This window comes from Spirosoma aerophilum, assembly GCF_054782495.1.
Genome location: NZ_BAAGSJ010000013.1, coordinates 2,062,818 through 2,089,365, shown reverse-complemented (window position 1 = coordinate 2,089,365; position 26,548 = coordinate 2,062,818). Strand labels below are relative to the sequence as shown.

26 protein-coding genes are annotated in these 26,548 nt (G+C 49.5%); 6 read left to right on the top strand and 20 right to left on the bottom strand.

Annotated features, from left to right (window positions below):
• Positions 1-10 precede the first annotated feature (10 nt).
• From ACYVK4_RS20050 to ACYVK4_RS20020, 7 genes are all read right to left on the bottom strand, one after another.
• Positions 11-475, bottom strand: coding sequence for a hypothetical protein (locus tag ACYVK4_RS20050; RefSeq protein WP_461129304.1), 465 nt, complete (start codon positions 473-475; stop codon positions 11-13).
• Positions 476-544: 69 nt separating this feature from the next.
• Positions 545-1,117 (bottom strand): RNA polymerase sigma factor, encoded by a 573-nt coding sequence (locus tag ACYVK4_RS20045; RefSeq protein WP_461129303.1) that lies wholly within the window; start codon positions 1,115-1,117, stop codon positions 545-547.
• A gap of 116 nt (positions 1,118-1,233) precedes the next feature.
• The gene (locus tag ACYVK4_RS20040) at positions 1,234-2,187 is read right to left on the bottom strand and encodes a transketolase family protein (protein WP_461129302.1); all 954 of its coding nucleotides are present in this window, start codon (positions 2,185-2,187) and stop codon (positions 1,234-1,236) included.
• A 126-nt stretch (positions 2,188-2,313) separates the two neighbouring features.
• Positions 2,314-3,171, bottom strand: coding sequence for a transketolase (locus tag ACYVK4_RS20035; RefSeq protein WP_461129301.1), 858 nt, complete (start codon positions 3,169-3,171; stop codon positions 2,314-2,316).
• Between the two features lie 57 nt (positions 3,172-3,228).
• Positions 3,229-3,678, bottom strand: coding sequence for a thioredoxin-dependent thiol peroxidase (bcp, locus tag ACYVK4_RS20030; RefSeq protein ID WP_461129300.1), 450 nt, complete (start codon positions 3,676-3,678; stop codon positions 3,229-3,231).
• A gap of 70 nt (positions 3,679-3,748) precedes the next feature.
• A complete protein-coding gene (locus tag ACYVK4_RS20025) occupies positions 3,749-5,773 on the bottom strand; it encodes a M23 family metallopeptidase (protein WP_461129620.1) in 2,025 nt (674 codons plus the stop codon).
• 127 nt (positions 5,774-5,900) lie between these two features.
• Positions 5,901-6,512, bottom strand: coding sequence for a fumarylacetoacetate hydrolase family protein (locus ACYVK4_RS20020; RefSeq protein WP_461129299.1), 612 nt, complete (start codon positions 6,510-6,512; stop codon positions 5,901-5,903).
• A 227-nt stretch (positions 6,513-6,739) separates the two neighbouring features.
• Here ACYVK4_RS20020 and ACYVK4_RS20015 point away from each other — a divergent pair, with 227 nt between their 5' ends.
• Positions 6,740-7,561 carry a M48 family metallopeptidase gene (locus tag ACYVK4_RS20015; protein WP_461129298.1) on the top strand — a complete coding sequence of 274 codons (822 nt, stop codon included), beginning with the start codon at positions 6,740-6,742 and terminating at the stop codon, positions 7,559-7,561.
• A 120-nt stretch (positions 7,562-7,681) separates the two neighbouring features.
• On the opposite strand, the gene sucC is transcribed toward ACYVK4_RS20015, so the two are convergent.
• Positions 7,682-8,899, bottom strand: a complete 1,218-nt coding sequence (sucC, locus tag ACYVK4_RS20010) for an ADP-forming succinate--CoA ligase subunit beta (RefSeq protein ID WP_461129297.1) — start codon at positions 8,897-8,899, stop codon at positions 7,682-7,684.
• Between the two features lie 140 nt (positions 8,900-9,039).
• Here sucC and ACYVK4_RS20005 point away from each other — a divergent pair, with 140 nt between their 5' ends.
• On the top strand, positions 9,040-9,702 hold the full coding sequence (locus tag ACYVK4_RS20005; protein WP_461129296.1) for an ABC transporter ATP-binding protein: 663 nt from the start codon (positions 9,040-9,042) through the stop codon (positions 9,700-9,702).
• 304 nt (positions 9,703-10,006) lie between these two features.
• Here ACYVK4_RS20005 and ACYVK4_RS20000 read toward each other — a convergent pair whose 3' ends face one another.
• The 3 genes from ACYVK4_RS20000 to ACYVK4_RS19990 all read right to left on the bottom strand — a co-directional run bounded on the left by ACYVK4_RS20000 (position 10,007) and on the right by ACYVK4_RS19990 (position 12,612).
• On the bottom strand, positions 10,007-10,435 hold the full coding sequence (locus ACYVK4_RS20000; RefSeq protein ID WP_461129295.1) for a DoxX family protein: 429 nt from the start codon (positions 10,433-10,435) through the stop codon (positions 10,007-10,009).
• 166 nt (positions 10,436-10,601) lie between these two features.
• The gene (groL, locus tag ACYVK4_RS19995; RefSeq protein ID WP_461129294.1) at positions 10,602-12,239 is read right to left on the bottom strand and encodes a chaperonin GroEL; all 1,638 of its coding nucleotides are present in this window, start codon (positions 12,237-12,239) and stop codon (positions 10,602-10,604) included.
• Between the two features lie 76 nt (positions 12,240-12,315).
• Positions 12,316-12,612: a co-chaperone GroES gene (locus tag ACYVK4_RS19990; protein ID WP_012925587.1), complete on the bottom strand. Its 297-nt coding sequence runs from the start codon at positions 12,610-12,612 to the stop codon at positions 12,316-12,318.
• 248 nt (positions 12,613-12,860) lie between these two features.
• Between ACYVK4_RS19990 and ACYVK4_RS19985 the strand changes: the two genes are divergently transcribed.
• Positions 12,861-13,568 carry a hypothetical protein gene (locus ACYVK4_RS19985; protein ID WP_461129293.1) on the top strand — a complete coding sequence of 236 codons (708 nt, stop codon included), beginning with the start codon at positions 12,861-12,863 and terminating at the stop codon, positions 13,566-13,568.
• A gap of 60 nt (positions 13,569-13,628) precedes the next feature.
• Here the strand turns inward: ACYVK4_RS19985 and secG are convergent, their stop codons facing one another.
• The 6 genes from secG to tamL form a co-directional block, all read right to left on the bottom strand.
• A complete protein-coding gene (gene secG, locus ACYVK4_RS19980) occupies positions 13,629-14,039 on the bottom strand; it encodes a preprotein translocase subunit SecG (protein ID WP_461129292.1) in 411 nt (136 codons plus the stop codon).
• A gap of 77 nt (positions 14,040-14,116) precedes the next feature.
• Positions 14,117-14,971: a hypothetical protein gene (locus ACYVK4_RS19975; RefSeq protein WP_461129291.1), complete on the bottom strand. Its 855-nt coding sequence runs from the start codon at positions 14,969-14,971 to the stop codon at positions 14,117-14,119.
• Between the two features lie 87 nt (positions 14,972-15,058).
• On the bottom strand, positions 15,059-15,517 hold the full coding sequence (gene lptE / locus ACYVK4_RS19970) for an LPS assembly lipoprotein LptE (RefSeq protein ID WP_461129290.1): 459 nt from the start codon (positions 15,515-15,517) through the stop codon (positions 15,059-15,061).
• 91 nt (positions 15,518-15,608) lie between these two features.
• A complete protein-coding gene (locus ACYVK4_RS19965) occupies positions 15,609-16,991 on the bottom strand; it encodes a sigma-54 interaction domain-containing protein (protein WP_461129289.1) in 1,383 nt (460 codons plus the stop codon).
• Positions 16,992-17,127: 136 nt separating this feature from the next.
• Positions 17,128-18,606 (bottom strand): tRNA (N6-isopentenyl adenosine(37)-C2)-methylthiotransferase MiaB, encoded by a 1,479-nt coding sequence (gene miaB, locus ACYVK4_RS19960; protein ID WP_461129288.1) that lies wholly within the window; start codon positions 18,604-18,606, stop codon positions 17,128-17,130.
• Between the two features lie 204 nt (positions 18,607-18,810).
• Complete coding sequence (gene tamL / locus ACYVK4_RS19955) at positions 18,811-21,483, bottom strand: translocation and assembly module lipoprotein TamL (RefSeq protein ID WP_461129287.1); 2,673 nt, start codon at positions 21,481-21,483, stop codon at positions 18,811-18,813.
• Here tamL and ACYVK4_RS19950 point away from each other — a divergent pair.
• Complete coding sequence (locus tag ACYVK4_RS19950) at positions 21,482-22,243, top strand: TrmH family RNA methyltransferase (protein WP_461129286.1); 762 nt, start codon at positions 21,482-21,484, stop codon at positions 22,241-22,243. The genes tamL and ACYVK4_RS19950 overlap by 2 nt on opposite strands.
• A gap of 53 nt (positions 22,244-22,296) precedes the next feature.
• A complete protein-coding gene (locus ACYVK4_RS19945; RefSeq protein ID WP_461129285.1) occupies positions 22,297-23,049 on the top strand; it encodes a hypothetical protein in 753 nt (250 codons plus the stop codon).
• 46 nt (positions 23,050-23,095) lie between these two features.
• Here the strand turns inward: ACYVK4_RS19945 and ACYVK4_RS19940 are convergent, their stop codons facing one another.
• Positions 23,096-23,932 (bottom strand): phytanoyl-CoA dioxygenase family protein, encoded by an 837-nt coding sequence (locus ACYVK4_RS19940; protein WP_461129284.1) that lies wholly within the window; start codon positions 23,930-23,932, stop codon positions 23,096-23,098.
• 99 nt (positions 23,933-24,031) lie between these two features.
• Between ACYVK4_RS19940 and ACYVK4_RS19935 the strand changes: the two genes are divergently transcribed.
• On the top strand, positions 24,032-24,805 hold the full coding sequence (locus ACYVK4_RS19935; protein WP_461129283.1) for an SGNH/GDSL hydrolase family protein: 774 nt from the start codon (positions 24,032-24,034) through the stop codon (positions 24,803-24,805).
• A 143-nt stretch (positions 24,806-24,948) separates the two neighbouring features.
• Here ACYVK4_RS19935 and ACYVK4_RS19930 read toward each other — a convergent pair whose 3' ends face one another.
• Entirely contained in the window at positions 24,949-25,512 is a 564-nt protein-coding gene (locus ACYVK4_RS19930) for a pentapeptide repeat-containing protein (protein ID WP_461129282.1), read from the bottom strand.
• A gap of 103 nt (positions 25,513-25,615) precedes the next feature.
• A complete protein-coding gene (locus ACYVK4_RS19925; RefSeq protein WP_461129281.1) occupies positions 25,616-26,524 on the bottom strand; it encodes an extracellular catalytic domain type 1 short-chain-length polyhydroxyalkanoate depolymerase in 909 nt (302 codons plus the stop codon).
• Positions 26,525-26,548: the final 24 nt, after the last annotated feature.

Sequence of the window (26,548 nt, the reverse complement as noted above, 5' to 3'; positions counted from 1 at the left end):
GCTTAATAAATCAGGAGCCGAAAGTCGGATTGTCTGTGAAGTACTCCTCCTTAATGTGCTGCTGAATGTCTATAGGCTGAACGTTCAGAAATTGAATCGCCGTCGTATCCGTTCCCAGTGATGAGTGAAGCTGCTGGCTGTCGGCCAGTTCATCTGCATTGATACCCTGCTCATCGAGGTAAGCGCTAATGACTTCATTACTCACGCCGGCGAGTGCTTCGCTGGGCAGAGCTTCCTGTCGCTGTGGTATCGTTTGCCAAACCAGTAAGGCAATCAGGCTGGCACCTACCAACGAGGCTGCGGTACGCTGCCAAGACCAGCTAATACGGAAGGCAGGTTTTGTCTTTTGTTGTACACGCGCCTGTACCCGAGAGGGGAGCGTATCGAAATAGCCATCCGGTGCCGCAAACGGAAGTTGCCGCATCGGGTGTTCGGGTGGTAGTTCGTCAAGCCTGAAGTTTCTATCCTCGTTCATGGTAAGTGGTGTGCGTATTACACAATTCTTTCTCAGTTCAGGTATTGGACAGTGTCCAGCGGCCGGGGTTTAATCGGTCGTATCCGTTTTCGTTATAAAATCCTCAATTTTTTTAACGGCCAGATGATATGAAGCTTTTAGGGCTCCTACCGAAGTTCCGGTGATCTCCGAAATTTCCTCGTATTTCATGTCATCAAAGTACTTCATGTTGAATACGAGTCGCTGCTTGTCGGGAAGTTTCAGAAGCGCCTTTTGCAGCTTCATCTGTACTTCCTCTCCGGTTGGTTCACTGCCCGAGGTAACATAGTTGGCGTTACTTTCCAGCTTTTCCATTAACTCACCTTCCACATCGCCAATGGGTAGGAAAAAACGCCGGCGTTTTTTGTTCAGGAAGTTAAGGCATTCGTTGGTCGCAATACGGTATACCCAGGTATATAACTGACTATCACCCCGAAACTGTTCCAGACTGTTCCAGACTTTTATAAACGTTTCCTGCACTAAATCATCAGCATCGTCATGGTCAATAACCATTTTGCGGATATGCCAATAGATTTTCTGCTGATACTTGCGCACCAACAGATTAAAGGCGTAGTTCCGGCTCGACGGGTCGCGGTATTTAATGAGGATCTCTTCGTCAGTCATACATAGTTGGTAAGTCAATAAGTCAGTAAGTCAGTAAGTGGTTGACCGCACGGGCGCGTTTTGCTTTGGCGTCAGCCACTTACTAACTTACTGACTTACTAACCTACTGACTCTTTTCATTTTCTAGCTATTGCTTTTTTCACCTGCTCAACAATTTTGTCGGCGGTGAGACCGTATTTCTGCATCAACTGGTCGGGTGTGGCGCTTTCGCCAAATGTGTCATGAACGCCTACGTATTCGAGTGGAGCAGGGTAGTTACGGGCCAGAACCTGCGCTACGCTGTCGCCTAAACCACCATTGATCATGTGCTCTTCGGCTGATACCGCACAACCCGTTTTCTTGACCGAAGCCAGAATAGCCTCTTCATCTAACGGTTTTATGGTGTGAATGTTGATAATGTCGGCTTCAATACCTTCCCCGGCCAGGATTTCACCGGCTTTGATGGCTTCCCAAACGAGGTGACCTGTGCAGAAGATCGAAACGTCTTTGCCTTCATTTACGGTCCACGCTTTGCCAATTTCAAATTTCTGGTCGGCAGGCGTGAACACCGGAATCACGGGGCGGCCGAATCGTAGATAAACGGGGCCAACGTGTTCAGCGATAGCCAGGGTCGCAGCTTTTGTCTGGTTATAATCGCAGGGATTGATAACGGTCATGTTGGGCAGCATTTTCATCATGCCCAAATCTTCCAGAATCTGGTGTGTTGCGCCGTCTTCGCCCAGTGTCAAACCGGCGTGGGATGCGCATATCTTGACGTTCTTGTTCGAATACGCCACTGATTGGCGAATCTGGTCATACACTCGACCCGTGGCGAAGTTAGCGAAGGTTGTAGCGAAGGGGATATGGCCGCCAATGGTTAGGCCCGCCGATACACCAATCATGTTGGCTTCGGCAATACCGCATTGCACAAACCGCTCCGGGTTCTCTTTAATAAACGTATCCAGTTTGAGGGAACCGGCCAGATCGGCTGTTAAAGCAACAACGTTGGGGTTTGAACGGCCTAACTCGGCAATGCCCGCGCCGAAGCCCGAACGGGTATCTTTTTTCTCTGTGTATTCGTATTTTTTCATGAATTCGTTTGAAATGGAGATGTACATTGTACCTCTTTCGTCCAAATATTTTTATTGATGACCTGGATTTTCCTGGTCATGTAAATGCGACAGACGCGAGGGATTGCGTCTCTGCATAAGTCAAAATCAGTAATCCGTTACACCAACTGATAAAGGCAGGCCGTTCAATGCCTGGGTTAACTGATCGGCGTTGGGGGCGGTGCCGTGCCATTTGTAATTACCAACCATGTACTCCACGCCAAAGCCCATTTCGGTGTGCATCAGGATCATTGTTGGTACATCCGGATTTTCCTGTGCTTTTTTGAGTGTCCGGATTACTTCTTCAATGTCATTACCTTCCATCTCGTCGACAAACCAGCCGAAAGCACGGTACTTGGCGGCAAGATCGCGGTTGCTGTTTACATTGTCGGTCGTACCGTCGATCTGAGCGTGGTTGAGGTCAATGATGGCTGTCAGGTTGCCCAGCTTTTTATTAGGAGCAAACTGGGCTGCTTCCCAAATCTGGCCTTCCTGTTGTTCACCGTCGCCCATCAAAACGTACACGTGGCTTTTGTCGCCATTGAGTTTTTTGGAATAAGCCGCACCGCTGGCCACTGACAAGCCCTGACCGAGCGAACCTGAAGCAATGCGAACGCCCGGCAGGTGCTCAGCCGTGGTAGGGTGACCCTGCAACCGGCTGTCGAGTTTACGGAAGGTAGCCAGCTCGCTAACCGGGAAATAGCCCGCCCGTGCCAGCACCGAGTAAAAAACCGGCGAAATGTGACCATTTGAGAGGAAGAACAAATCCTCATCCCGACCGTCCATATCGAACACAGGTGTACCATCGGCATCGCGCTTCAGGTTCATCACATCAAAATAAAGGGCGACCAAAAAATCGGTGCAGCCTAATGAGCCGCCGGGGTGACCAGAGTTTACTGCCGCAACCATGCGGAGGATGTCGCGTCGAACGGCTACAGCCGTGCTTTTGAGTTGTTCTATTTCCATGGAGTAATTCGGGTGAGAACCCGCTTTTTAAACAAAAATGACGGACTGATGCCCGCGTTACTTTAAAATCTGATCTGCGTGGTTTTTGGTATCTATCTTATGAAGAATATTCGTGATAATACCCTCCTCATCAATTAAAAATGTTGTCCGGACAGTGCCCATATATGTTCGTCCGTACATCGATTTCTCCTTCCAGACGTCGTAGGCTTCAGCCACCTGCATGTCTGTATCAGCGATGAGCGTAAAGGGCAACTCAAATTTATTGATAAACTTCTGGTGCGATTTCTGGTCGTCGACACTTACACCCAAAACCTCGTATCCGGCGGCCCGTAAATCGGCATAATTATCCCGCAGGCTACAAGCCTGTGCTGTACAGCCTGGCGTGTTGTCTTTGGGGTAAAAGTAAAGAACTACTTTTTTACCCCGATAATCGGCCAGTTTTACGGGTTTGCCGTTCTGGTCTGTGCTCGTAAAATCAGGAGCGGTATCGCCAATGTTCAGGCTCATATTGGTTTGCTGTTACAGCCCTGTAAGGTTTAAGAAACCGCTTGGGCGGTCCGGCCTACAGAGTAAAAATTTATCGTCTCTTCCGCCCCTTTTTGGGTGCGGCTTTTTTAGGGGCAGCTTTTTTTCGTACCACTGGCCGGGGAGCCTCGATCGTTGTGCTGTCAGAGCCGATGTTGCCGGATCGATCTTTGACCTGAACAAGTACCTCGGCACCATCGTCAAACGGTTCGTCGGGGTTCAGTTTATCTGACCACAGCAAAGCCCGCTTATAATCGTACTGCATTAAAACCCATTCGCCATTGACCAACGCCCGAAATTCAGCAACACCCGACAGGTCATCTCTGATCTTAGCTGTGATACCTTTTGGTGTTGCCGACAGAATCTCAACGGTGGGCGGGGTGGCATCTGTCATTAACCGAAACCGACCCAGCGAACGGGTTTTAAATTCAATCTTTCCTTTGCTCCATTTACCCCCCAGAAAACTTTCCCGGCCACCACTCACCCAATACGCTTTAGTTCGCATGGTGTCAATGGCAATCGGGTAATTAGGGGCATACTGCACGGTCAGGTATTCATTAAGCGGAATTGTTGGCTGGTTTATCTCCAGCCCACCTCCCGGTAATGAACGCATGGCCAGGTGTAAAGTATCAAACAAGGTTTTGGTAGTAAACTCAAGCCGGACATTCCCATCAGTAACAACCTCTGCCCGGTTGGGTGTAATACGTTTCTTAAAGTTTGTTCGAATGACACCCCGGCCAAATTGAACCGAGTCGGGTAAATTGTACCGCAAATCTATAAGATAAACAGCTTGGTTGTTACGTATATAACTAACTGGCTGCTCAGTTACGGTTCGACCCGTAATAAGTTTAGCAACCGGTGCATTACCCGAAGGGGTGTGTCTGATGGTTAGCTTCAATACGTTCTCATCCGTAGTAACCGTGGCGTCTGTTTCCCCATCAGCAGATTCGGCTGTATAATTTGCTGGCTGAACGGCAATTGAATCCAGTCTTGGCGTTGTTGGAGTGGGTTCCGGAAGGAGCGTAAAGGTAAGTTTTGCCGAATGATCGTAGGCGTCATAGAGTATTAAGGTCACTTCATGAGGCTGACCATCGAGCAAAGGCAAACGACCGCGATAGGCTGCGTTGCTGGGAAGTTTGTACAGGTTCAGGATGTTGCCATCGGCAATGTAAGCCCGGTGGTATCGCTGGCCTGTCATCTGCTCCACCTCATAGTTTTCGTGAACGTTCATGAACCGGGTTTGCTCGTTCGGAAAACTGTTCATGTTGTAGGCAAAGACTTCGTGTCCATCCAGACGAATTTCCAGACAACTGATACCATTGCGGTAGGGTGACCCACTGGTCTTATCGTAGCCAAGTACTTCAAGACCGATCAGGCCGGAGGCTGTTATCGGTTTTGTTATCGTATAGGAACCATCAGACTGTCGGGTAGGGGCAAAGCTGACCCGTTGATATTCGCCGTTAATGCGCGATGTGGCCGTCATAGTTTTCAGCGCCACTCGTTCAAAATAGGGTGGGACGTTGTCCTGAATTTCTGAGAAACCGTACAGCAGCGGATTAATCAGATTGTCTTTGGCATCCCTAATCTCGAAGTGAAGGTGTGGTCCGCCTGACCCACCCGTGTTTCCAGAGGCTGCAATGACGTCGCCCTGTTTAACGGGAAACTGACCCGGTTGAGGGCGAAGGTCGATCTCAAAGGTTTTTTTCTGGTATTGCTGATCCCGAAGAAACGTACCGATTGTATCGTTAAGTGTCTTGAGGTGACCATATACCGTGGTAAGGCCATTGGGATGTTTAATAAAGACAACGTTGCCGTATCCTCCAGTAAAGACCGCAATCCGGGATATATAGCCATCAGCGGCCGCGTGAACATCCAGCCCCTCGCGGCCACCGGTGCGGATATCCAAACCCGCATGAAAGTGGTTCGGACGTAAATCGCCCATCCCACCCGACAGGGAATTGGCCCCCCCCGGCTGAATAGGAAATTGAAAATAACCGTCCTGTATAGTGCCGGGTTGAATATAACCTGTCTGGGCTGTCGAATTTTTTGGTGTTGAGGTCAAACCAGTTTGCCCCATTGCCAGTCCTGAACTGACCAGGGCGGCTATTACCAAATTATAAATCAGTCTTTGTCTCAAAAGCTAAATCAATTGAAAATGTAAGCGTTGGAACGGTTAAGATGCGTGCTTAACAAGTCAAAAACGCTCATTTTACATCGAACGTAAGCATTGGTTTGCCCTCAATAAAAGCGGTTAGCTTATCGCCGACCTGAACCGGGCCAACTCCCTTGGGGGTTCCGGTGAACAGAATGTCGCCTTGTTGCAAAAGGAAGTACCGCGACACGAACGAGATCAGGTAATCGATCTTAAAGAGCATAAGGCTGGTGTTGCCCTGCTGGCGGGTTTCACCATTGACGTCCAGGCTGAAATTCAGGTTTTGTAGATCCGGGAAATCAGTTTTCGGCACAAAGCCGGAGATAGGTGCGGAGCCGTTAAATCCTTTAGCTAATTCCCAGGGTAAGCCTTTTGCTTTTAGTTTGCTTTGAACATCGCGGGCTGTAAAGTCAACGCCAACGCCAATCTCGTCGTAATATTTATGGGCAAACTTCTCGTCAATATTCTTCCCGACCCGGTTGATTTTAACCAGAATTTCTACTTCATAGTGAACGTCAGTGGAGAAGTCGGGGTAGAAAAAAGGGTCGTGTTTTAAGGGAATAGCCGTTTCGGGCTTCATGAAAATGACGGGATCTTCAGGCTGTTCGTTATTAAGTTCTTTGATGTGTTCAGCGTAATTACGGCCAACGCAAATAATTTTCATAAAAGTAGTGCCGGGAACCCCCGCATTTATCAACAGCCTTAGTTCAATCACCGCGCTGGCAACACAGCACAACGGTCATTTATCTGCCTTATATTAAACTTATGCAAATGCCACAAATCTAAGGACTAAAGAGGGGCTGACCGCATCTGGCCAGAAAAATTTGAACAATTCTGGTACTTTGATCGTCATATACCGTCAGAATACTCTACCAAACAAAATATAAACAAATGAGAAAAGTCATAATCCTTATGCTGGCTATCGCTTTCGTTGTTGGCTGTCAGAAAGTACCGATAACGGGGAGAAGCCAGTTGAAATTGGTTCCTAATGAACAGTTGTTGCCGCTTAGCTTTACAAACTATAAAGGCGTGTTAGATACCAGTCGGGTTGTTCAGGGTACGAGCGATGCTGAGATGATCAAACGGGTTGGAAACCGGCTACGTCAGGCCATGGAGGAATACCTGAACGCCAATAATTATGCCAGTCGGCTACAGGGTTTTCAATGGGAGTTCAATCTCATTCAGAGCCCTCAGGTTAACGCCTGGTGTATGCCCGGTGGCAAGGTCGCTTTTTATACAGGTATTCTGCCCTATACCCAAAATGAAGCCGGTGCAGCCGCTGTTATGGGGCACGAAATTTCGCATGCCATTGCCGAACACGGGAACGAACGGATGAGTGAAGGACTGCTGGCAAATGGCCTGATTCAAGGCGGGCAGCTGGTGACGGGTACAGCCGCTCAAAACAGCAATAACCAGATTAATTCAATTTTACTGCAGGCTGTGGGCGCTGCATTGCCTATTGGTTATCAGGTAGGCCGGGCCTTGCCGCATAGCCGTAAGCAAGAGTCTGAAGCGGATCAATTGGGATTAATTTTTATGGCTATGGCCGGCTATAACCCTCAGGAAGCCATTAACTTCTGGGGTCGAATGGCGAAAGCGAGTGGTGGCAATAAACCCCCGGAGCTTCTTTCGACACACCCTTCAGATCAACGTCGTATTGCCGATCTGCAAAAATTGCTGCCCGAGGCTATGAAGTACTACAAGAAAGGATAACAACAGCCCACATAAAAAAAGCCGAAGCGTGAGCTTCGGCTTTTTTTATGTGGGCCAAGCACTAGCTTGGCTTATTCTTGTTAGTTCCAAGGCCAGGCTGGTGCTTGGCCCGAACAATAATTACAACGCTGCAATCACCTGACGTACTTTCTCGGCGGCCTCTTTCAGCAACACGGCGGATTGTACTTTCAAACCTGATTCGTCAATGATCTTGGCACCTTCTTCCGCGTTTGTACCTTGCAGACGAACGATGATCGGCACCGGAATATCACCAATGGCTTTATAAGCTTCAACAACGCCTGTAGCAACCCGGTCGCAGCGAACAATACCACCGAAGATATTGATCAGAATAGCCTTGACGTTTGGATCTTTCAGGATAATGCGGAAACCGGCTTCTACTGTTTTGGCGTTTGCTCCACCCCCAACATCGAGGAAGTTGGCGGGTTCCCCACCCGACAGTTTGATAATATCCATCGTAGCCATGGCCAGACCGGCACCGTTCACCATGCAGCCCACGTTCCCGTCGAGCTTTACATAGTTCAGGTCGTTTGCCGAGGCTTCTACTTCGAGGGGGTCCTCTTCGGCCAGATCACGCATGGCTTTCAGGTCGAGGTGACGATAGAGGGCGTTATCATCGAGGTTCACTTTTGCATCAACGGCCAGGATTTTATTGTCTGACGTTTTCAGCACGGGGTTGATCTCAAACATCGACGCATCGGTGTCCACATAGGCTTTATAAAGAGCGGTAACGAACTTAACCATCTCTTTGAACGCTTCGCCTTCCAGACCAAGTCCAAACGCTACCTTACGCGCCTGGAAAGGCTGTAGACCAACGGCAGGATCAATCCATTCTTTAACGATCTTCTCGGGAGTATGCTCCGCAACTTCTTCGATGTCCATACCACCTTCGGTACTGGCCATGATGACGTTGCAGGCTTTCGTACGGTCGAGCAGGATACCAATGTACATTTCCTTAGGCTCCGAAGGACCAGGGTAATAAACATCCTCCGCGATCAGCACTTTGTTGACCCGCTTGCCTTCCGGACCTGTCTGGTGGGTAACCAGTATGTTTCCAATGAGGTTTTTCGTTATGTCGCGAACGGCATCGACCGATTTGGCTAACGCCACGCCACGCTGTTCAGAACCAACGATTTGGCCTTTTCCACGCCCACCAGCGTGAATTTGAGATTTTACCACAACGAACTTCTGGCCAGACTGGGCAATCAGTAGTTTAGCGGCTTCAACGGCTTTCTCGGGCGACTCAGCAACGATACCCTCTTGAATGCGGACACCGTACTTTTTGAGAATTTCTTTGCCCTGATACTCGTGTATATTCATGACAACTGCAACAAGGAGGATTGGAAATCGTATTTTTGTGCGGCAAGTTAACATGAAATGAAGAATGAAGAGTGAATAGTGAAGAATAATTACCTTTCACTGTTCATTCCAGCCCCTTCATTTTACATTCTTCATTCTGGATGAATCCCCTTCTTCAAACGACTGATATACGCCGAAACTACGGCGATCTACCTGTTCTTAAAGGCATAAATCTAACCATCCAACCGGGTGAAGTGGTTTCTATTGTAGGTGCATCAGGTGCCGGTAAAACGACATTATTGCAAATCCTTGGTACGCTCGACCGCCCTGATTCAGGGTCGTTGCATATAAGCGGACAAAATGTATTTACACTCAACGACCGCCAACTGGCGCAGTTCAGGAATGAGCAAATTGGTTTTGTTTTTCAGTTTAACAATTTGTTGCCGGAGTTTACGGCTCTTGAGAATGTGTGCCTGCCCGGGTTTATTGCGGGCAAAGATGAGCGGGTTGTTCGTCAGCGGGCTCAGGAGTTATTAACAACGCTTGGCCTGCAACATCGGCTGTCGAATCTGCCCTCTCAACTGTCGGGTGGGGAGCAGCAGCGGGCTGCCGTAGCCAGAGCACTGATCAATGAACCAGCTATCGTCTTTGCTGATGAACCGAGTGGAAATCTGGACTCCCGAAACGCTGAAGACTTGCACCAGTTGTTCTTTCGGCTTCGCGATGAATTGGGCCAGACATTCATAATTGTTACCCACAACGAGGCTCTGGCCGCTCTGGCAGACCGTACAGTAACTATTCGGGATGGGCTGTTATTTGCCTAAGACAGCACTGTCGAAAATGTCTTTTTTAGGCTTGGAAGTAAGTATATATACTTATTTGTTAAGAAATTTTTAAGTATTTTAATTATGATAATAAGATGATTATCAGAGATTTATCATATTTGTTAAAAAAATATTTAAGAAAAAGAATCAATTTCTACGATTTTTGTTTTATTATTGTGTCGAAAAGAAAAGTTTTTCATAACGTTGAGTAAATCAGAAAGCCAAGAGAGTATCTCGCTTGGCTTTTTTGTTTGCCTATAGTTACCAAATCTCCGGTCTTTCCCGGCCTGCTTCTACACCCTGCTTATCTGCTTTTCTTTTGATAAAGTTGATGAATATGGGCATCCACACTCCACTGACCGGGCCCTGAGAAAAAGAAAACCAAGGCAAGGAGCACAAATAAAAATGGGTGTTGGTCTTCATACCAGATTCTTCCGTGGCCCACAAAAAAGGAGATGTACAGCATTGTGCCAATGACAATCAGGCATGCTGGTCTTGTTAGCAAACCAATAGTGAGAAGTGCCCCCGCCAAAAATTCAGACCCCTTTCCAAGATAGACCATAATTAAGGGAGACGTGTCATTCTTAAATACGTCCCAGGCGGCATACTCTTTCATTTTAGCCGCATCGAATACCTCCCAACCATGATAGAGCAGGAAGAGCCCTACGATGATCCGAACAAACGCCAGACCTGCGTCTTGCATGACTCCCTGCGTCGAAAATAATCTCTTCATAAAAATCATCTGTTGTCAAAGCTGCGTAAATGATTACTGCAGTACCAGTACCTTGACGAAATAAAACTTTCTATATGTAGAAAGCAAAAACGCCCCCGACCTTTCGATCAGGGGCGTTTTATAAAAATCAGGATAATCTTTTAAATCAAGAAAATCCGGGTTCAGACTACATCATGCCGCCCATGCCGCCACCTGGGTGACCGTGGCCACCACCAGCTGGAGCTTCTTCTGGCTCGTCGGCAATTACACACTCGGTTGTCAGTAACAGACCGGCGATCGATGCTGCGTTTTCCAGAGCCAGACGGGTTACTTTCTTCGGATCGATAACACCAGCTACAAACAGATCTTCGAACGTATCGTTCTTCGCGTTGTAACCGAAGCCACCCTGACCATCTTTCACTTTGTTTACGATAACCGAACCTTCACCACCGGCGTTGGCAACAATCGTACGCAAAGGAGATTCGAGGGCAACACGGATGATGTTAACACCGGTTTTCTCGTCTTCGTTGATCGTCGTAATACCGTCCAGCGACGAGATAGCGCGGATCAACGCGATACCACCACCCGTTACGATACCTTCTTCAACGGCGGCACGAGTTGCGTGCAGAGCGTCGTCAACGCGATCTTTCTTTTCTTTCATTTCTACTTCGGTAGCAGCACCGATGTAGAGGATAGCCACACCACCCGACAGTTTGGCCAGACGCTCCTGCAATTTCTCACGGTCGTAGTCTGAAGTCGTGTTTTCGATCTGGGCTTTGATCTGGTTTACCCGACCCGTGATATTTTCTTTCTCACCAACACCATTGACAATCGTTGTATTGTCTTTGTCGATCAGGATTTTTTCAGCCTGACCCAGGTATTCGATCGAAGCGTTTTCCAGTTTGAAACCGCGCTCTTCGCTGATAACCTGACCACCCGTTAGGATAGCGATGTCTTCCAGCATAGCCTTCCGACGGTCACCAAAGCCAGGAGCTTTAACGGCAGCCACTTTCAGAGCACCACGGATTTTGTTAACGACCAACGTAGCCAGAGCTTCGCCGTCAACATCTTCAGCAATGATCAACAGCGGGCGGCCGGTTTGAGCAACCTGCTCCAGAACGGGCAGCAGCTCTTTCATCGACGACACTTTCTTCTCCGAGATCAGGATGAACGGACGCTCCAGTTCAACTTCCATTTTCTCGGTGTTGGTCACGAAGTAAGGCGACAGGTATCCGCGGTCAAACTGCATACCTTCTACGGTTTTAACTTCCGTTTCGGTACCGCGAGCTTCTTCAACGGTGATCACACCTTCTTTGCCCACTTTCTTCATGGCTTCGGCGATCATAGTACCAATTTCCTCGTCGTGGTTAGCCGAGATGGTCGCTACCTGCTCAATTTTACCGAAATCGTCACCAATGGTTTGTGCCTGCTCAGCCAGGTTTTTAACAACAGCAATAACAGCCTTGTCAATACCACGCTTCAGATCCATTGGGTTAGCACCAGCAGCCACGTTCTTAGCACCGATCGAGTAGATCGCCTGAGCCAATACAGTAGCGGTTGTTGTACCGTCACCAGCTGAATCAGCGGTTTTCGACGCAACTTCTTTTACTAACTGAGCACCCATGTTTTCCATGGCGTCTTTCAGTTCGATTTCTTTAGCTACGGTTACACCATCCTTGGTGATAACAGGGGAGCCGAATTTTTTGTCAAGAATAACGTTCCGACCTTTAGGTCCAAGCGTAACTTTAACTGCGTCGGCAAGGGTATCGACACCCTTTTTGATACGCTCACGCGCTTCGGTATCAAAGAATATTTTCTTAGCCATGATTGGTTAATAATGAATTATTAGTGATGGATTAATAGAAATAGGTAAGCGCAGTTGCCTGCGTCCGTCCTTCTACTTACAGAATTGCGAAAATGTCTGATTCACGCATGATGAGGTACTCTTTACCATCGACAGTGATTTCAGTACCGGCATATTTGCCATACAGAACTGTGTCGCCCACTTGAACCGTCAGCGGCTCATCTTTCTTTCCTGCACCAACGGCGACGACCGTACCACGCTGGGGTTTTTCTTTTGCCGTGTCTGGGATGATAATGCCAAACGAGGTTTTTTCTTCGGCCGGTGCGGCTTCTACCAGCACCCGGTCGGCCAGCGGTTTCACGTTCACTTTAACGCTTTCCGTTTCTGCTACCATGATAATGAGTTGATTAAGGTTTTAAACTGTTTGTGTTCTTACGTACACGTCGATTCTCGACCGCCAATTACTGTGCCAATGCCATAAACTGCCAAATTTTCAGGTTTTTGCCTGACATACTGCCATCTGCTTCATTAACTAAATTTCCTACGGCAGGCCGTCGATTTTTAACGAATAGAATTTGGCAGTTTGACAGGTATTTATTAGTTTACACAAAGCATACACCTGAGAATGAATTTTTACGGTTTATGAAAAAATTACAACCTGACTGGTTTACGCAAAACTGGCTTGATGCCGAATATCAGAAATATGTCGTTCTGGCATACTTACAGGCTGTTCAGCAGAACTTTGTAGAGCACAAACTTTGGCCAGACCTACCTGAACTGCGCAGCCATTACGACGCTGGTATCCGTTTTTCGAGGGGCAAAGGTACGTTAAATGCTGCGTTCCCCAAGCGTGTCAGCCGAGTTACCGGTCCGCCCCCGCGAATCGAATACAAATCTGAGGTAACGGACCCTGACTTCATGACCGAGATGGATGCGATCATGGAGTTTGCTCTGCCCCGGTTTCAGTCCATGTTGACCGAAGGCCAGCAGCGATGGACTGACATTGCCCAGTCGCTGACATTGGCTCCCATTGGCCTGCTGCCGCTAAGGCCGGAGGAGGGATATTTGCTCATTCATGCTACCGATCAGGCCGAAACTCAGGTCTACTATTTTTGCCTGACCCTGTACTCCGATCAGGAGCCGGGTGGCCGACGGGTGCAACTGCGGTTTGTTGAAGCCATACGAAAGAGCTTTGTCAACACCTTTGAAAACATTAAGCTCGACCTGATCCGGCGGCATCGGCACATGCCTAATCCGGCTACATTCATGCTGGAGAGCCAGCGCTATTATCCTGTTCAGGAAACTCTGCTGCCCATTGCCCGGCAGTTGCTGGTGCAGGCCGTTGCTTAGGGTTAACCAATAAAAAAGCCACCTCTGTAAAGAAGTGGCTTTTTTATTGGTTGTGCGTTTCTACTTCTGAGGTGTCAGCGCCGAGGTCGACGCTCCCGGCGTAGCGGCACCCGGAACTGCCTGGCTTGGTGCAGCGCCATTAGCTGCGCTCGGGGCAGGTGCTGTAGCGGGTGCAGCAGCACCCGGCAACGTTTGGGTTTGTGCCCGGTCAACGTTTGCACTGTTGATGCCCGTTACCTGGTTGCGATCAACCATAATGTAGGAGGCCATTGACAATACCATCAGGGCAATGCCAAGACCCCAGGTGATCTGCTCAAGCAAATCAGTCGTTTTCTTAACACCCATCAGCTGGTTAGAGCCTAAACCGCCAAATTCGCCGGTCAGTCCACCGCCTTTTGAGTTCTGAACAAGTACGATAAGGATCAGAAGAACGGTAATAATACAAATGATGACAATAGTTGCCGTTATCATGAAATCAGAAGCCACCGGAACGCCGGTGCGTTAATTCGTTAAATAGTTAAGACAAAACAGGGCTAATCGGGGTAACGTTACGATTGAGTCGACTCTCCGTCTGCACTCGTTAATTCGCTTATTTTTGCCGCAAAGTACGCCTTTTTTTCTGGGTTTTTCACCATGAGCTGCTTATAGATTTCGCAGGCCTTGTCAAGCTTGCCCTGTTTTTCCAGAATTTTCGCAAAACTTTCGGTGACCAGACTGCCGCCCACGGGCTTCGTTCGTTTCGTTAAATCCTCCTGATTTAGTGGTTCACCCGGTTTAGCGCGTACGGGCGATATCCGGGGTTCTTTCTTAATGAAGCTGTCGATAAGGTCCAGTTGACGTTGACGTTCAATATCCGCAGGTGAAAGGGAAGGTTGTATGGGTGGCGCTTCCGCTATTTGTGCCAAATCGTTTTGCAGGTTTGTTTCGGTTAATGTTGGATCTTCGGGGGTAGGTACCGTTACCTCGGGTGTTGTCGGCTCAGTGTCTGCCGAACGGTCAGGCTGAACCGGCAGCCGGAGCAGGGGTAGTTTAGGAAAACCGTTGCTCAGGCCTGCTTTGGACTTGAAGAGCGCATAACTTTCCTGTTGATAGTCGTCGGGAATAGGGACGTGTTTGGCCGATAGTTCGTTTAATTTAACCAGCAGATTCTCCGACCACTGAAATTCGTTATCAATTAATTTCCGCAGGGCATTGCGGCTCAAGGCATGCGCTGCCGCCCGACGAACAAATGGAATAGACTGACTACGCTGGTGTACCGACGCGGCTTTGGCCGTTAATGTATGCAACGTCTGGCAATAGGGGTAGGCCCTCAAGCCTTCCTGTAGCTGTATGAGGTCGGCAGGGGCGAGGTCATCGGGATGAGTGACCCAATAAGAGAATGTTTCTTTGTCGAGGGTGAGCATGGGCCGAAAGTACTTACGATTGATGAATTATAAATTATGCATGCGAAAAAAATAGGTAATTCTACACCATGCATCGTACATCAAACCTTACCAGTCTGCCGCCGTTTTATTGAAAATGTCCAGTACGATCTGATCGAGAATTTTTGGTACCAATCGGCTTTCGTTCTGGCTCAGGGTTTGCCCCTGTGGAAAATCCTGGTAGAATGAAAACGACTGTTCGAAGTTCTTACTTTCATCTTTGTTATTATAGAAGCGGGCCAGAACCGTGATTTGAAGACGGTTGACGCCTGCCTGATCCTGGGCCGTTGGTGCAACAGCTACCAGATCGTAGCCCGTAATGTTACCTTCCAACAGCATGTCGCCATTGTTCGGAACGACTTTCAGGTTGGTATATCGCTGGTAGTATTCCTTCAGCTTTTCATTAAAGGTAAGCGGCAGGTTGGCGGGTCCACCAGCGGTAGCCAGCACAAAGTTATTGACCGTAACCGTTTTAATGTCGGGCGAAAGCGTTGTCCCTGTGAACGAGTACACCCCGCAGGAGGACATGAAGAGTGAAGAGTTGAGAATGAAGAATAAAAAAAGCATCGATCTAATGACTTTATTCTTCATTGTCAACTCTTCACTCTTCACTATTAACTTATTCTTCATCAATCTCATACTGTTTGATTTTTCGGTATAACGTACGTTCAGATATACCGAGTGCTTGAGCGGCATACTTTCGTTTGTTGTTGTTGCGCCGGAGTGCTTTCAGGATCATTTCTTTCTCCTGGCGTTCGAGGGAAAGTGAGTCGTCTTCTTCGGTTTCATGCGTAACGTCTTCAACCTCGGTCAGATCGTTAATGTCGCCATCGACATCATCAAAAATCTGGACGGGCGGATGGCTTCCGTATACGTCTGAGGGAGGAGCCGTATTGCGGGGCGCAGGAACTTCGTTTCGCATCGTACCATTCACCGCTGGCAGCAAACGGGTTATGTTGGCATCGGTCGGCTGTCGGGCATCGGTATCAGTCGAGATGGAGTCAAACAGATCCTTGTGGGTGTGCAAAATCTGTCCGGTATCCTGATCGTTGCTTAACAACACATCGCGAACGAGCTTTTTAAGGTCGTTAACATCCCTGCGCATGTCGAACAGTACTTTGTAAAGCAAGTCGCGTTCCGAAAAGTTATCGGCACCAGCATTGCCGTTGGCCTGAGGAAACAGCGCCAGCGTTCGGTTGGGTTGCTGCGGCTGGGGCAGGTATTTTCCCAGTGTTTCGGGGCCAATGGGCTTATCCTGTTCCGATTCGAGGATGGATATTTGTTCGGCAATGTTTTTCAACTGACGGATATTACCCGGAAATGGGTAACTCACCAGCACCTGCTTGGCACCATCTGTGAGCTGTAGTGGCTTGATTCGATACCGCTCGGCGAAGTCAGTAGTGAACTTGCGGAACAGTAGCTCGATGTCGTTGCCACGCTCACGCAGGGGAGGTACATAAATGGGAACTGTATTGAGTCGATAATACAGGTCTTCCCGAAACTTTCCCTTCTCTACGGCTTCCAGCAGATTGACGTTGGTAGCAGCTACTACGCGCACATCTGTTTTCTGGGTTTTTGAGGAACCTACCCGGATGAACTCGCCATTTTCCAGCACACGAAGCAATCGGGCCTGAGTGCCCAGGGGCATCTCGCCAATCTCGTCCAGGAAAATAGTGCCGCCGTTGGTTGTCTCGAAGTAGCCTTTCCGGGAGTCGACAGCGCCGGTAAACGAGCCCTTTTCGTGGCCGAACAACTCTGAGTCGATGGTGCCTTCGGGAATGGCTCCGCAGTTGATCGCAATAAACTGACCGTGTTTGCGGGCACTGAGGCTGTGGATGATTTTTGAGAACGATTCTTTACCACTGCCACTCTCGCCCGTAATAAGCACGGTCAGGTCGGTAGCCGCCACCTGCATTGCTACGTTGATGGCGTAGTTGAGGCCGGGGGCGTTACCAATTATACCGAAACGTTGTTTAACGCTTTGAATTTCCTGTTGATTCATAACTAATGAATAATGTAAAATGAATAAAGAATAATGAAGCGTGTAGTAAATGGGGCAATGGGGCAGGCAGCACAACAGAAGGGTGTACTACTCGTTACGCATTAGCCATTGTACATTATTCATTACCAGTTATCCATTATTCATTAACAACCTCCCCCCGTAGGGTAGCTGATGTGCACTCTGTTACTAACACATTTACATACTGCCCTTTCTGTAGATCTCCTTTTGGGAAAACGACCATTTTGTTCTGGTCATTACGGCCGCATAGAAAGTCGTCGGATCGTTTGGACGGCCCTTCGATCAGTACTCGTTGCACCTGGCCAATATGCCGTTGGTTACGCTCGGCTGAGTGTGTTAACTGGCGGGCGATGATCTCATTCAGCCGCCGTTTTTTCACATCCTCCGGGATATCATCCGCGTATTTTTTGGCTGCCAGCGTACCCGGCCGTTCCGAATAGGCGAACATGTACGCGTAGTCGTACCGTACGTAATCCATGAGCGACAATGACTCCTGGTGTTCCTCTTCAGTTTCTGTGCAGAAGCCCGAAATGACGTCCGTCGAAATGCCGCAGTCTTCGCCTAAAATTTCCCGGATACGGTCAATTTTACCAATATACCAGGGGCGGTCGTAGGTCCGGTTCATCAACTTCAGCACCCGACTGTTGCCGCTTTGCGCAGGTAGATGGATGTAGTTGCAGATGTTATCGTACCGCCCCATGGTGTACAGAACATCGTCCGTAATATCCTTTGGGTGTGAGGTCGAGAAACGCACCCGCAAATCGGGGTGGATCCGGGCAACCATTTCCAGCAGGAGAGCAAAAGTGGTTATCGTGGTAGTAGGAGTTGCTGACGCATCTGTTTCTTCTCGCTCCTCGCTGCTCACTCCTAATACTCCCTTTTCCCATTTATACGAGTCCACATTCTGGCCGAGCAGCGTTACTTCGCGGTAACCCTGGTCGAAAAGGTCCTGCGCTTCGCGGACGATGCTTTGCGGGTCGCGGCTGCGTTCGCGACCGCGGGTAAAGGGCACGACACAGAAACTACACATGTTATCGCAGCCGCGCATGATCGATACAAATGCCGTTACGCCGTTGGAGTTCAGGCGGATGGGCGAAATGTCGGCGTAGGTTTCCTCACGGGAGAGGAATACGTTAACCGCTTTTTGTCCTGATTCGGCTTCTTCAACCAGTTTAGGAATATCGCGGTAAGCATCGGGACCGGCCACAATGTCCACTACCTTTTCTTCTTCGAGGAGCTTGGTTTTCAAGCGCTCAGCCATGCAGCCAAGTATGCCGACCATCAACTCGGGTTTTTGCCGTTTCAGGCCGACAAGGTGTTTAAGACGGTGACGAACTTTCTGTTCGGCATTGTCGCGGATGGCGCAGGTGTTCAGAAAAATAACATCGGCATCGGTCGCCGAAGAAGTCGTTGCATAGCCTGCATTCCGCATTACGGCCGCCACTACTTCGCTATCGGCAAAATTCATCTGGCAACCGTAGCTTTCAATATATAGCCGTTTTTTGCCCACCGCCAACTCATCTTCCGATGTGCGTGGAAGGTCAACCTGCTCTTTATCTTCGGGTTGCAGAATAGTCAATTCGGATATTAGTGCCATAATAGTCTAATGTCGAGCGTCAAAAGCCGATCGGAGAACATGAAGTATCTCATTTCACCCGGTATCAACCTGTGACTATTCTGCAAAATTACGAAGAAAGCCTTGAAAGTGCTGTCATTTTGGCAGGATTCCGGCGTTAAAATACCTTAAGGGTAGGATCGTGAATTCCGTAGTACTAGTGGATACCCGCGCTACGGAACCAAATCAGAATGGGTAACCAACACCGAAATTGATGACCAGCGGATTGGGGCCGCTTGTTAACTGGCTCAGGGAAAATTTGGGTAAGATGAAACGCTGGTCAACGGCGCCTTCTGTGGCATCATAGTATTTTCGGGCGGGGTCCCATACTTTAATACCACCGTCGAAACGGATCACGAAGAAGGAGAAGTCGATGCGTAAGCCCACACCGGTGCCCACCGCAATTTGAGGAACAAAACTATTCAACCGAAAGGCGGAGCCTGGTCGTGAGGGGTTATCGGTGAGCGTCCAGACGTTGCCCGCATCGACAAAAATAGCCCCGTTAATATCAGCACCCAGGTGAAACAGCCGACCGCGCAGCTCGGCCGACCCCTCCAGGAGAACGTTGCCGGGTTGTTCGAACAGATAGATGAACTGTTTAGCTTCATTCAGCGCTGGTACCGACGGGTCGTTCTGGTAAGGAAAGGCGGAGCCAGGTCCTAAACGTCGGGGCAGCCACGCTCTGACGCTGTTGCTGCCGCCCGCAAAAAAGAACTTTTCGTACGGAACCGGTCCACCGCCGGGTCCATAACCATAGGCTATTCCGGTATTTACGCGAAAAGCCAGTGTTGTTCGACTTCGGATTGGGATGTAGTGCCGGTAGTCGACATTACCCCGGAGAAACTTATAAAATTGAAGTCCGATTCCGTCATTCAGATCGCTCCAGCGGGAGATGGTTTTGTTGGGAACAAAATTGAGTGTTGTTCCACCCGATTCAAGGACCGTGCGCAGGAAATTGGCCCGTCGGTTTTGGCCTGGTATGTTCGTATTGTAGGTATAGGCAAAACTAAAGCTTGAACTCAACGACCGCCGAAAGCTAAGATAAACGGTACTGCCTTGCGCCGTTAAGGCATTGAGTTGCTCATTGAATGCCTTACTAATGACAGGTACACTGCCATCTCCCGCGTTGATCAGGTTAATGTCGGCAATTAAAAAGCTAAACTGTTTGGTGGGCGTCGTTTGCCAGTTATAAGCCATGGTGGCCCGTAGAAGTGACCGCCGGAAGTCAGGCCGAAAAGTGTTGTTGAAACTTAAACTAATTTGCGTTCGGGGGGTAAAGCGGGTAAGCCGAAAGCGAAGCGGCCCCGGAAATAAAATCTGAGGAAAGGTCAGCGAGCTACTGATACCTAACTCCTGAGAGGTGTAAACCACACTTTCAGGATTATTGGGGTCGGGCACAAAGCCAGTTTGTGCTTCCAGTCCATATCGAAGGGAGGTCTCAAAGGTTTCCAGACCACCAAAGAGATTTCGTACCCGAAAAATCAAGCTGCCAAAACCACCCGGATACCCCTGTCCCTGATAGACTAAACCGGTAAGGCCCCCTTCGGCTGTGGTTTCGTACTTATCCAGCGGGGTGGCGGTAATGAGGGTTCTTAACCGGCGGTCGGTCGTATCCGTGAAGTTCAGGTTGACAAACTTGAACTGATTAAGCAGAAAAAGCTGCCGTTGGGTATCGCGGTAGTTGGTTTGGCTGTAGAGCTGATTGGGCCGGAGGAGAATTTTTGAGTCGAGCAACCGTAATGAGATGTCGCGTCCACTCAGAAGATACCTGATGCCATTCCGGTTGAGGGTATCGAAGCGGGGCACTCCCCCTGGTGAGGCTCCACTAGTATTGGGGTCATTGTCCAGCGAGCCAATCTGCACCTGCACGTCGCCAATTTGGTAGATCGGGTGGGCGGCCAGCCCCGGCGGGTTTATGATTTGTACGGTAACATCGGCATTCCGACGGGTCGAATCGCCGGGTTCCAGCCCATCCCGGAAACGGCGGTCATTGCCCCGGCGTACCGTGTCGACATCGGTAGCCCGGATGTACTGGCGGGAAAAGGCATAATACCCCTGGTCGCGCAGCAGAGATTCGATACGCAGTTTTTCGCCGGACATGTTATCGAAGTCAAACCGCTCGCCCACCTTAAGTAGCGATTTGTCGAAGGATTGCCGAACAATGGAATCGACGCGGGGGTCGGCAACCTCGTAAACAATATTTCGCAGATAGAAGCCTTCATTTTCGGTAACGAGGTAATTGACCCGAACCTGACTTCGGCGCAGCGTATCGAGTTTATAGCCCGCTTTTGCGTTGAAAAAACCCTTGTCAATGAGGTACTTCTGCATCTTGGCTGAGTTGGCCTGGGCGTCCTTTTCGGAGAAGTAGGAGGGAGGCTCTCCCAGGTTTCGCATCAGCCAATTGCCTTCTTCAGCCTTTTGCCGAAGGCGTTTTAACTGCTTCCCATATTGTTTATTCAGCTTTTTAAGTTCTTTGGGTTGATTGGCTACGAGCTGGCTTTGCTGTTCAAATTCATTAGTTTTGGCCTGTAGCTCACGAATGGCTTCTTCCCGGTTGTAGCTCTGCTGACCGAGTTGATAAAACCAGAGTTGCGTAGTTATGGGCAAACCCAGGAGTCGGCGGTTCGGCTTTTGCGGAATCAGACTAAGCAGCGATTCGTCTGAAATGGCCCGGTTTCCACGAATGGACTGGGAGGTAAGGATGTAGCCGTTTTGCCGTAACTGACTAGAGCTCAGGCAACCCGATAACGAAACAACTATAAGGAGTAAGCTTATTCGCGATGTATGATGTAGGGTATATGACGCATAGCCCGCAAACCGATCATATATCCTGCATCCTATTTCATACATCTTTCTCATGCTTTCTAAAAATCAGCTTAAATATATTCAGTCGCTGCACCAGAAAAAATTCCGGCAGCAGCACGGCGCCTTTCTGGTAGAAGGTGCCAAGAGCGTTCAGGAGGTATTACAATCTGATTTTCAGACTGAGCTGGTGGTTGCTACTGAAGCGTTCTACAAAGAAAACGCTCACCTCACAGACCACCAACGAACCCCCGTCGAAATCGCGTCAGTGGCCGATCTCGAACGGGCCGGAACCCTCGAAAGCAACAACGCAGCCCTGGCTGTGGTCAGAACGAAAGATAACCAGCCTCTATTGGCTGGCCCTGATGAGATTGCCCTGATTTTAGATGATATTCGCGACCCCGGCAACCTCGGCACCATTCTCCGCATTGCCGACTGGTACGGTGTTCGTAAGATCCTGTGCTCCGAAACCACCGCTGATGTATACAATCCGAAAGTTATTTCGGCCAGTAAAGGTTCGTTTACGCGGGTAAGCTGGTGGTATGGCGACATCCGGCAAGTATTGGCTCTGTCAGAACAGGCCGTGTACGGGGCTTTCCTGGATGGCAGCGATGTGCATACGCTTCCATTCGTTAGGTCTGGCTATCTGGTCATGGGCAACGAATCGAACGGCATTCGCGCCGAGGTGAGTCAGTATGTGACGCAACGGGTAACGATTCCCCGCTATGGTGATGCTGAGTCGCTGAACGTAGGCATTGCCACGGCAGTGCTGCTGGACAACTGGCAGCGGACCATTTCGGACAATCGTCCTCACTAATGCCGTTCTCTCAATCAAGTTTACCTCTTTGGTCAGTACCTTATTTCCCTGTGATGAATATCCTCCTGCTCAAAATAACGTTGATGCCATCTGTCATCGCCCTGATAACACTGGTGATTCGCAAATGGGGCAACAAGTGGGGTGGGTTGATTGGGAGTATGCCGTGGGTGGCCGGGCCCATCCTGCTGTTTTTTATTCTGGAGCAGGGAACCGCTTTTGGGATTCACTCCATTCAGGGGTCAATGATCGGGATACTGGCGTTAATCGCTTTTTGCGTGAGTTACTCGGCTTTCTCCCGCCGATTCACCTGGTTGCCAACGCTCTTGCTGGCTTATAGTTGCTACACCCTTACCGCAGTGTTTTTCAACTACCTTCAGTTGAGCCTGGTGGTTAGTTACGGGCTGGTTATCAGTACCGTTCTGCTGGCGTTGACGTTTTATCCCGAGCCAACCGGCCCAACAGGCAATGCAAAACGGCTGCCGTTCGATATTCCCATACGCATGGTGGTGGCTACCCTGTTTGTACTGGCCATCACCCGACTGGCCAGTATTCTGGGGCCGGAGTGGAGCGGCATTCTAACACCATTCCCGATCATGACAACGATTCTGGCTATTTTTTCGCATACGCTGCAAGGCAGTCGGTCAACCATCATGATCCTGCGCGGGCTGGTGATGGGACTGCTGGGTTTTACGACGTTTCTTTTCTTACAGGCTTTTTTGCTCCGCGAGTATTCCATTCCGCTGTCGTTTGGGATGGCCTTTATCGTAAATGCCCTGATCAATCTGGTCGCCAGTCGGATCTGGTAATCGAGTAGAGTGTAAGTTTTTGGTGAACTGACTTCGCTGACGCGTATTACTGGCTGTTGACCGCCATCCGAATCGATACTTCCAGTGGGGAATGGTCTGGTACTGAGTCATCAATGGATAAGTCGTTGCTGAGTAGTAACGGCGGTTGGGCCATAAATCTTGGTTCTGTGCCACGATGGGGCTGAGCTGCGTGCGCCAGGAATGGGTGACACAAATAAACCGTACCTGCTTTACCAATGGCCGCGGTTTCGGGTCGTTGGGGAAGCTCGCCTAGTCGATCAGCCAGCTCTATAAACGAAAGCCCTTTCTCGCCCGCCGGGTTCAGCAACCGGGCCACATCCTTATGCGACCCAATGCGGATTCGGGTTGGTGCGTCCAATTCCGTAACGTCCGAGAAAAGGAACAGCATCAGTAACGCCCGACCCTTTGACCGAACGTTTATTCGCCATGCAACGTAGTCTGACGGGTCGTCGCCTGGGAAGCTGGCATCGACATGCCAGCCCGCATCGCCGGGATCATCGTTGGAGGGGAAGCGAACCGGAAACGTGCCCATGTTGCGGCACGGAATCCAGTTGCCCGATCCCACCAACTGGTCAAAGGCCCGTACGAGAATGGGCGTATTGGCGGCTTCGACAAAAGGGGCTTGTGCATACATACCAAGCCGGACAACCGGGCTTCGCCAGGTGGCCGGGTTATGGGGATTGCCCGGTAGATCCTGCCAAAGAATATGTCTTGCCTGCCCGGCAGTTTCTTCGGAAAATGCATTGTCGACACGGACAAACCCATCCTGAACGAACTGCTCGATCTGGGCACTGGTCAAACCTTCCTGCATACGATCAAGGGAATGATTTTCTTTAAAGATACTTTTAGCTGCGAGATACATTTCTGTTCCCGTTAATTGGCGGTCATTGTACAACTTGAATTAAAGATAATAGGAAAACCGGCTTACAAAAAGGCAGACTGTCTCGTATATTGGCACCCCATGCATACGAAAACATCAAGGCGGAGGTTCCTGAAATCGTCAGCACTCGCCGGTCTGGCTCCCGATCTATTCGCTAAAAACGCACCGACTGATTTGTTGAAAGAAACCGGCCTGATCTTCCTGTTTCAGGGTGACTCGATAACCGACGGCAACCGGGGGCGCAATACTGACCCGAATCATATTATGGGTCATGGGTACGCGTATTCAGTAGCGAGCCGGATAGGAGCCGATTTCCCCGAGCGGGATTTTGTCTTTTACAACAGGGGTATCAGCGGCAATAAGATCACCGATCTTCAGAAACGCTGGCAACCTGACACGCTGGACCTCAAACCGGATGTACTCAGTATTTTGATCGGCATAAACGATACGGCGGCCACGATTCATAAACCTGCCGAAGCAACGACCCTCGATCAGTTTGAAACCATATACCGAAGCCTGCTGGACGAAAGCCGACGCGCCAACCCGGATACGCTCTTCGTACTGGGCATTCCGTTCGTGTATCCGGTAGGAAGCCGTAAAGAAAACTTTGACCGCTGGCAAAGTGATGCACAGAATCGGCAGGCTGTCGTTCGGAAACTAGCGGGGGAGTTTAATGCCGTTATCGTCGATTATCCCGCTGTTTTTGATAAAGCGATAACTGCTAAAAGCGCTGAATATTGGATTTGGGACGGCATTCACCCGACGGTGTTCGCCCATGAGTTAATGGCCCGCGAGTGGATCAAACAGGTAAGCCCGCGACTGAAGTTCCTGAAAAAATACCGGCGCAGCTTTTGACACCAAGCCAAAAAGATAGCCAGTTAAATCTCAAAATATGAGAGCGTTTAACAGGCCAGGAACTGAACGGTTATGTGTTCAATACAGGCGTAACTCAACTCAGAGAAGCACGATTTTGGCGTTAAAACATTCATGCTAGCGTCTCAACTCACAACGATGTCGTACTTGGTCAGCAGACCGGGCAGACTGTGTAGTGAAAATTTCGTTTTTTTGAGCTTATTACCGTCAGGGTCAAGACTCAGGTTATACGAACTGGAAAAGTCGGTTTGTGTCAGTACGTTGGTAGCAAATACCGTCAATTCAAGGTTGCAGTTTCTGAATAAAGCCCCGCTCAGGTCGCAGTTAAGAAAGCGGGCTTCGAGTAAGGAGCAATCGACGAATCGGGTCTTTTTTAGATTTCGGTTGAAAAACGAGGCATAATCGAGCTGACAGGTCTGGAAGTCGACATGGAAACCAAACCCGCTACAATGGCCAAAATTGACGCTGTTCAGCTTACAGTCCACAAAAACAACGTCGTCAAAACGGGTGCCCTCGGTCACCGCCATGCTTAAGTTACACTGGTCGAAACGGCAGTTGATGAAGTTGGTATTCGTGAAAACGACTTTTGAGAGATCAAGATTTTTGAAGGTGCATTGTTCAAATGTATGCCGGGTCCATTGGTCGACTACGCCGGTAGTCTGGTCAAAGAGCTGATCGCAAAAATCCATTAATGGGTAGTTATTGAGAAAAAAGTTTGTTCCTGAAAACAAACACCAAACCTACCTCCGGTTTTGCGAAACATCAACTTTTTATCTTTTGGCAAGTGGCTCGTTATGGCAATGACCGGTTTCTGAAGAAATCCCAGATAATATCGTTGTTCGAAAACGCTTCGGAAGGGGCGTCGCCAAGGAAACGGGCTCCTTTCTGGCCACCGGGCCAGGCATGTCCACCATCGGTAGTGAGGTAATACTCAATGGCGACGTTGTCCCGGCAACCTGTCCAGCTGTATGATGTATACAGACCGGCTGTTTTTGCGGTTGGCTTTTCGGGAGTACATCCCGCTAGTTTGGCAAACACGGCCAGCGTACTGTCAACCGGTGCGTTCCACTGTTTGTTGAGGCTTCGGGCGCCGATGCCGCCCGTATAAGGCACATTGTTATCCTGCCGGGAATGAATGTGTAAAATCGATAATACACGGGTGGGCCGACAGGGTGTTTGCAGCTGCATGGTTCCGGCATTGGCCGCAACAGCGGCTAGTTTATCGGGGAGTTCGCAGGCGAGCCGATAGCAGAGCATAGCCCCGTTTGAGTGACCGGTGGCATACACCCGCTTCGGGTCGATTCGATAGGTGGTTGTTAGTTTATCAATGAGTTTGCGGATAAATCCCACATCATCTGCCTGTTGTGCCGAGGCAATCTGGCCGCAGCAATTGCCCGCATGCCAGGTGCGTAACTTCAATACCCCCGGATTCTGCTGCCCGTCGGGATACACGACAATGAACCTTTCCTTATCGGCTTTTTCGCTCAGTTTCGACTGTGCTTCAAACTGCTGACCGCTGCCGCCACCACCGTGCAGGGCGATCACCAGCGGTATTGGATCATCGGATTTGGTGTAGTTTGGGGGGAAATGGACCCAGTAAATTCGGGTTTGCCCAGCATGCCGAAGCGTATCGCGGGTGCTGGCTTTGGCTGAAGTGAAAAGTAAACTAACAAGCAAAATTGTGAAGGGTAGTTTGCTCATGGCTTGGGCGGGAAGGCAAAAATT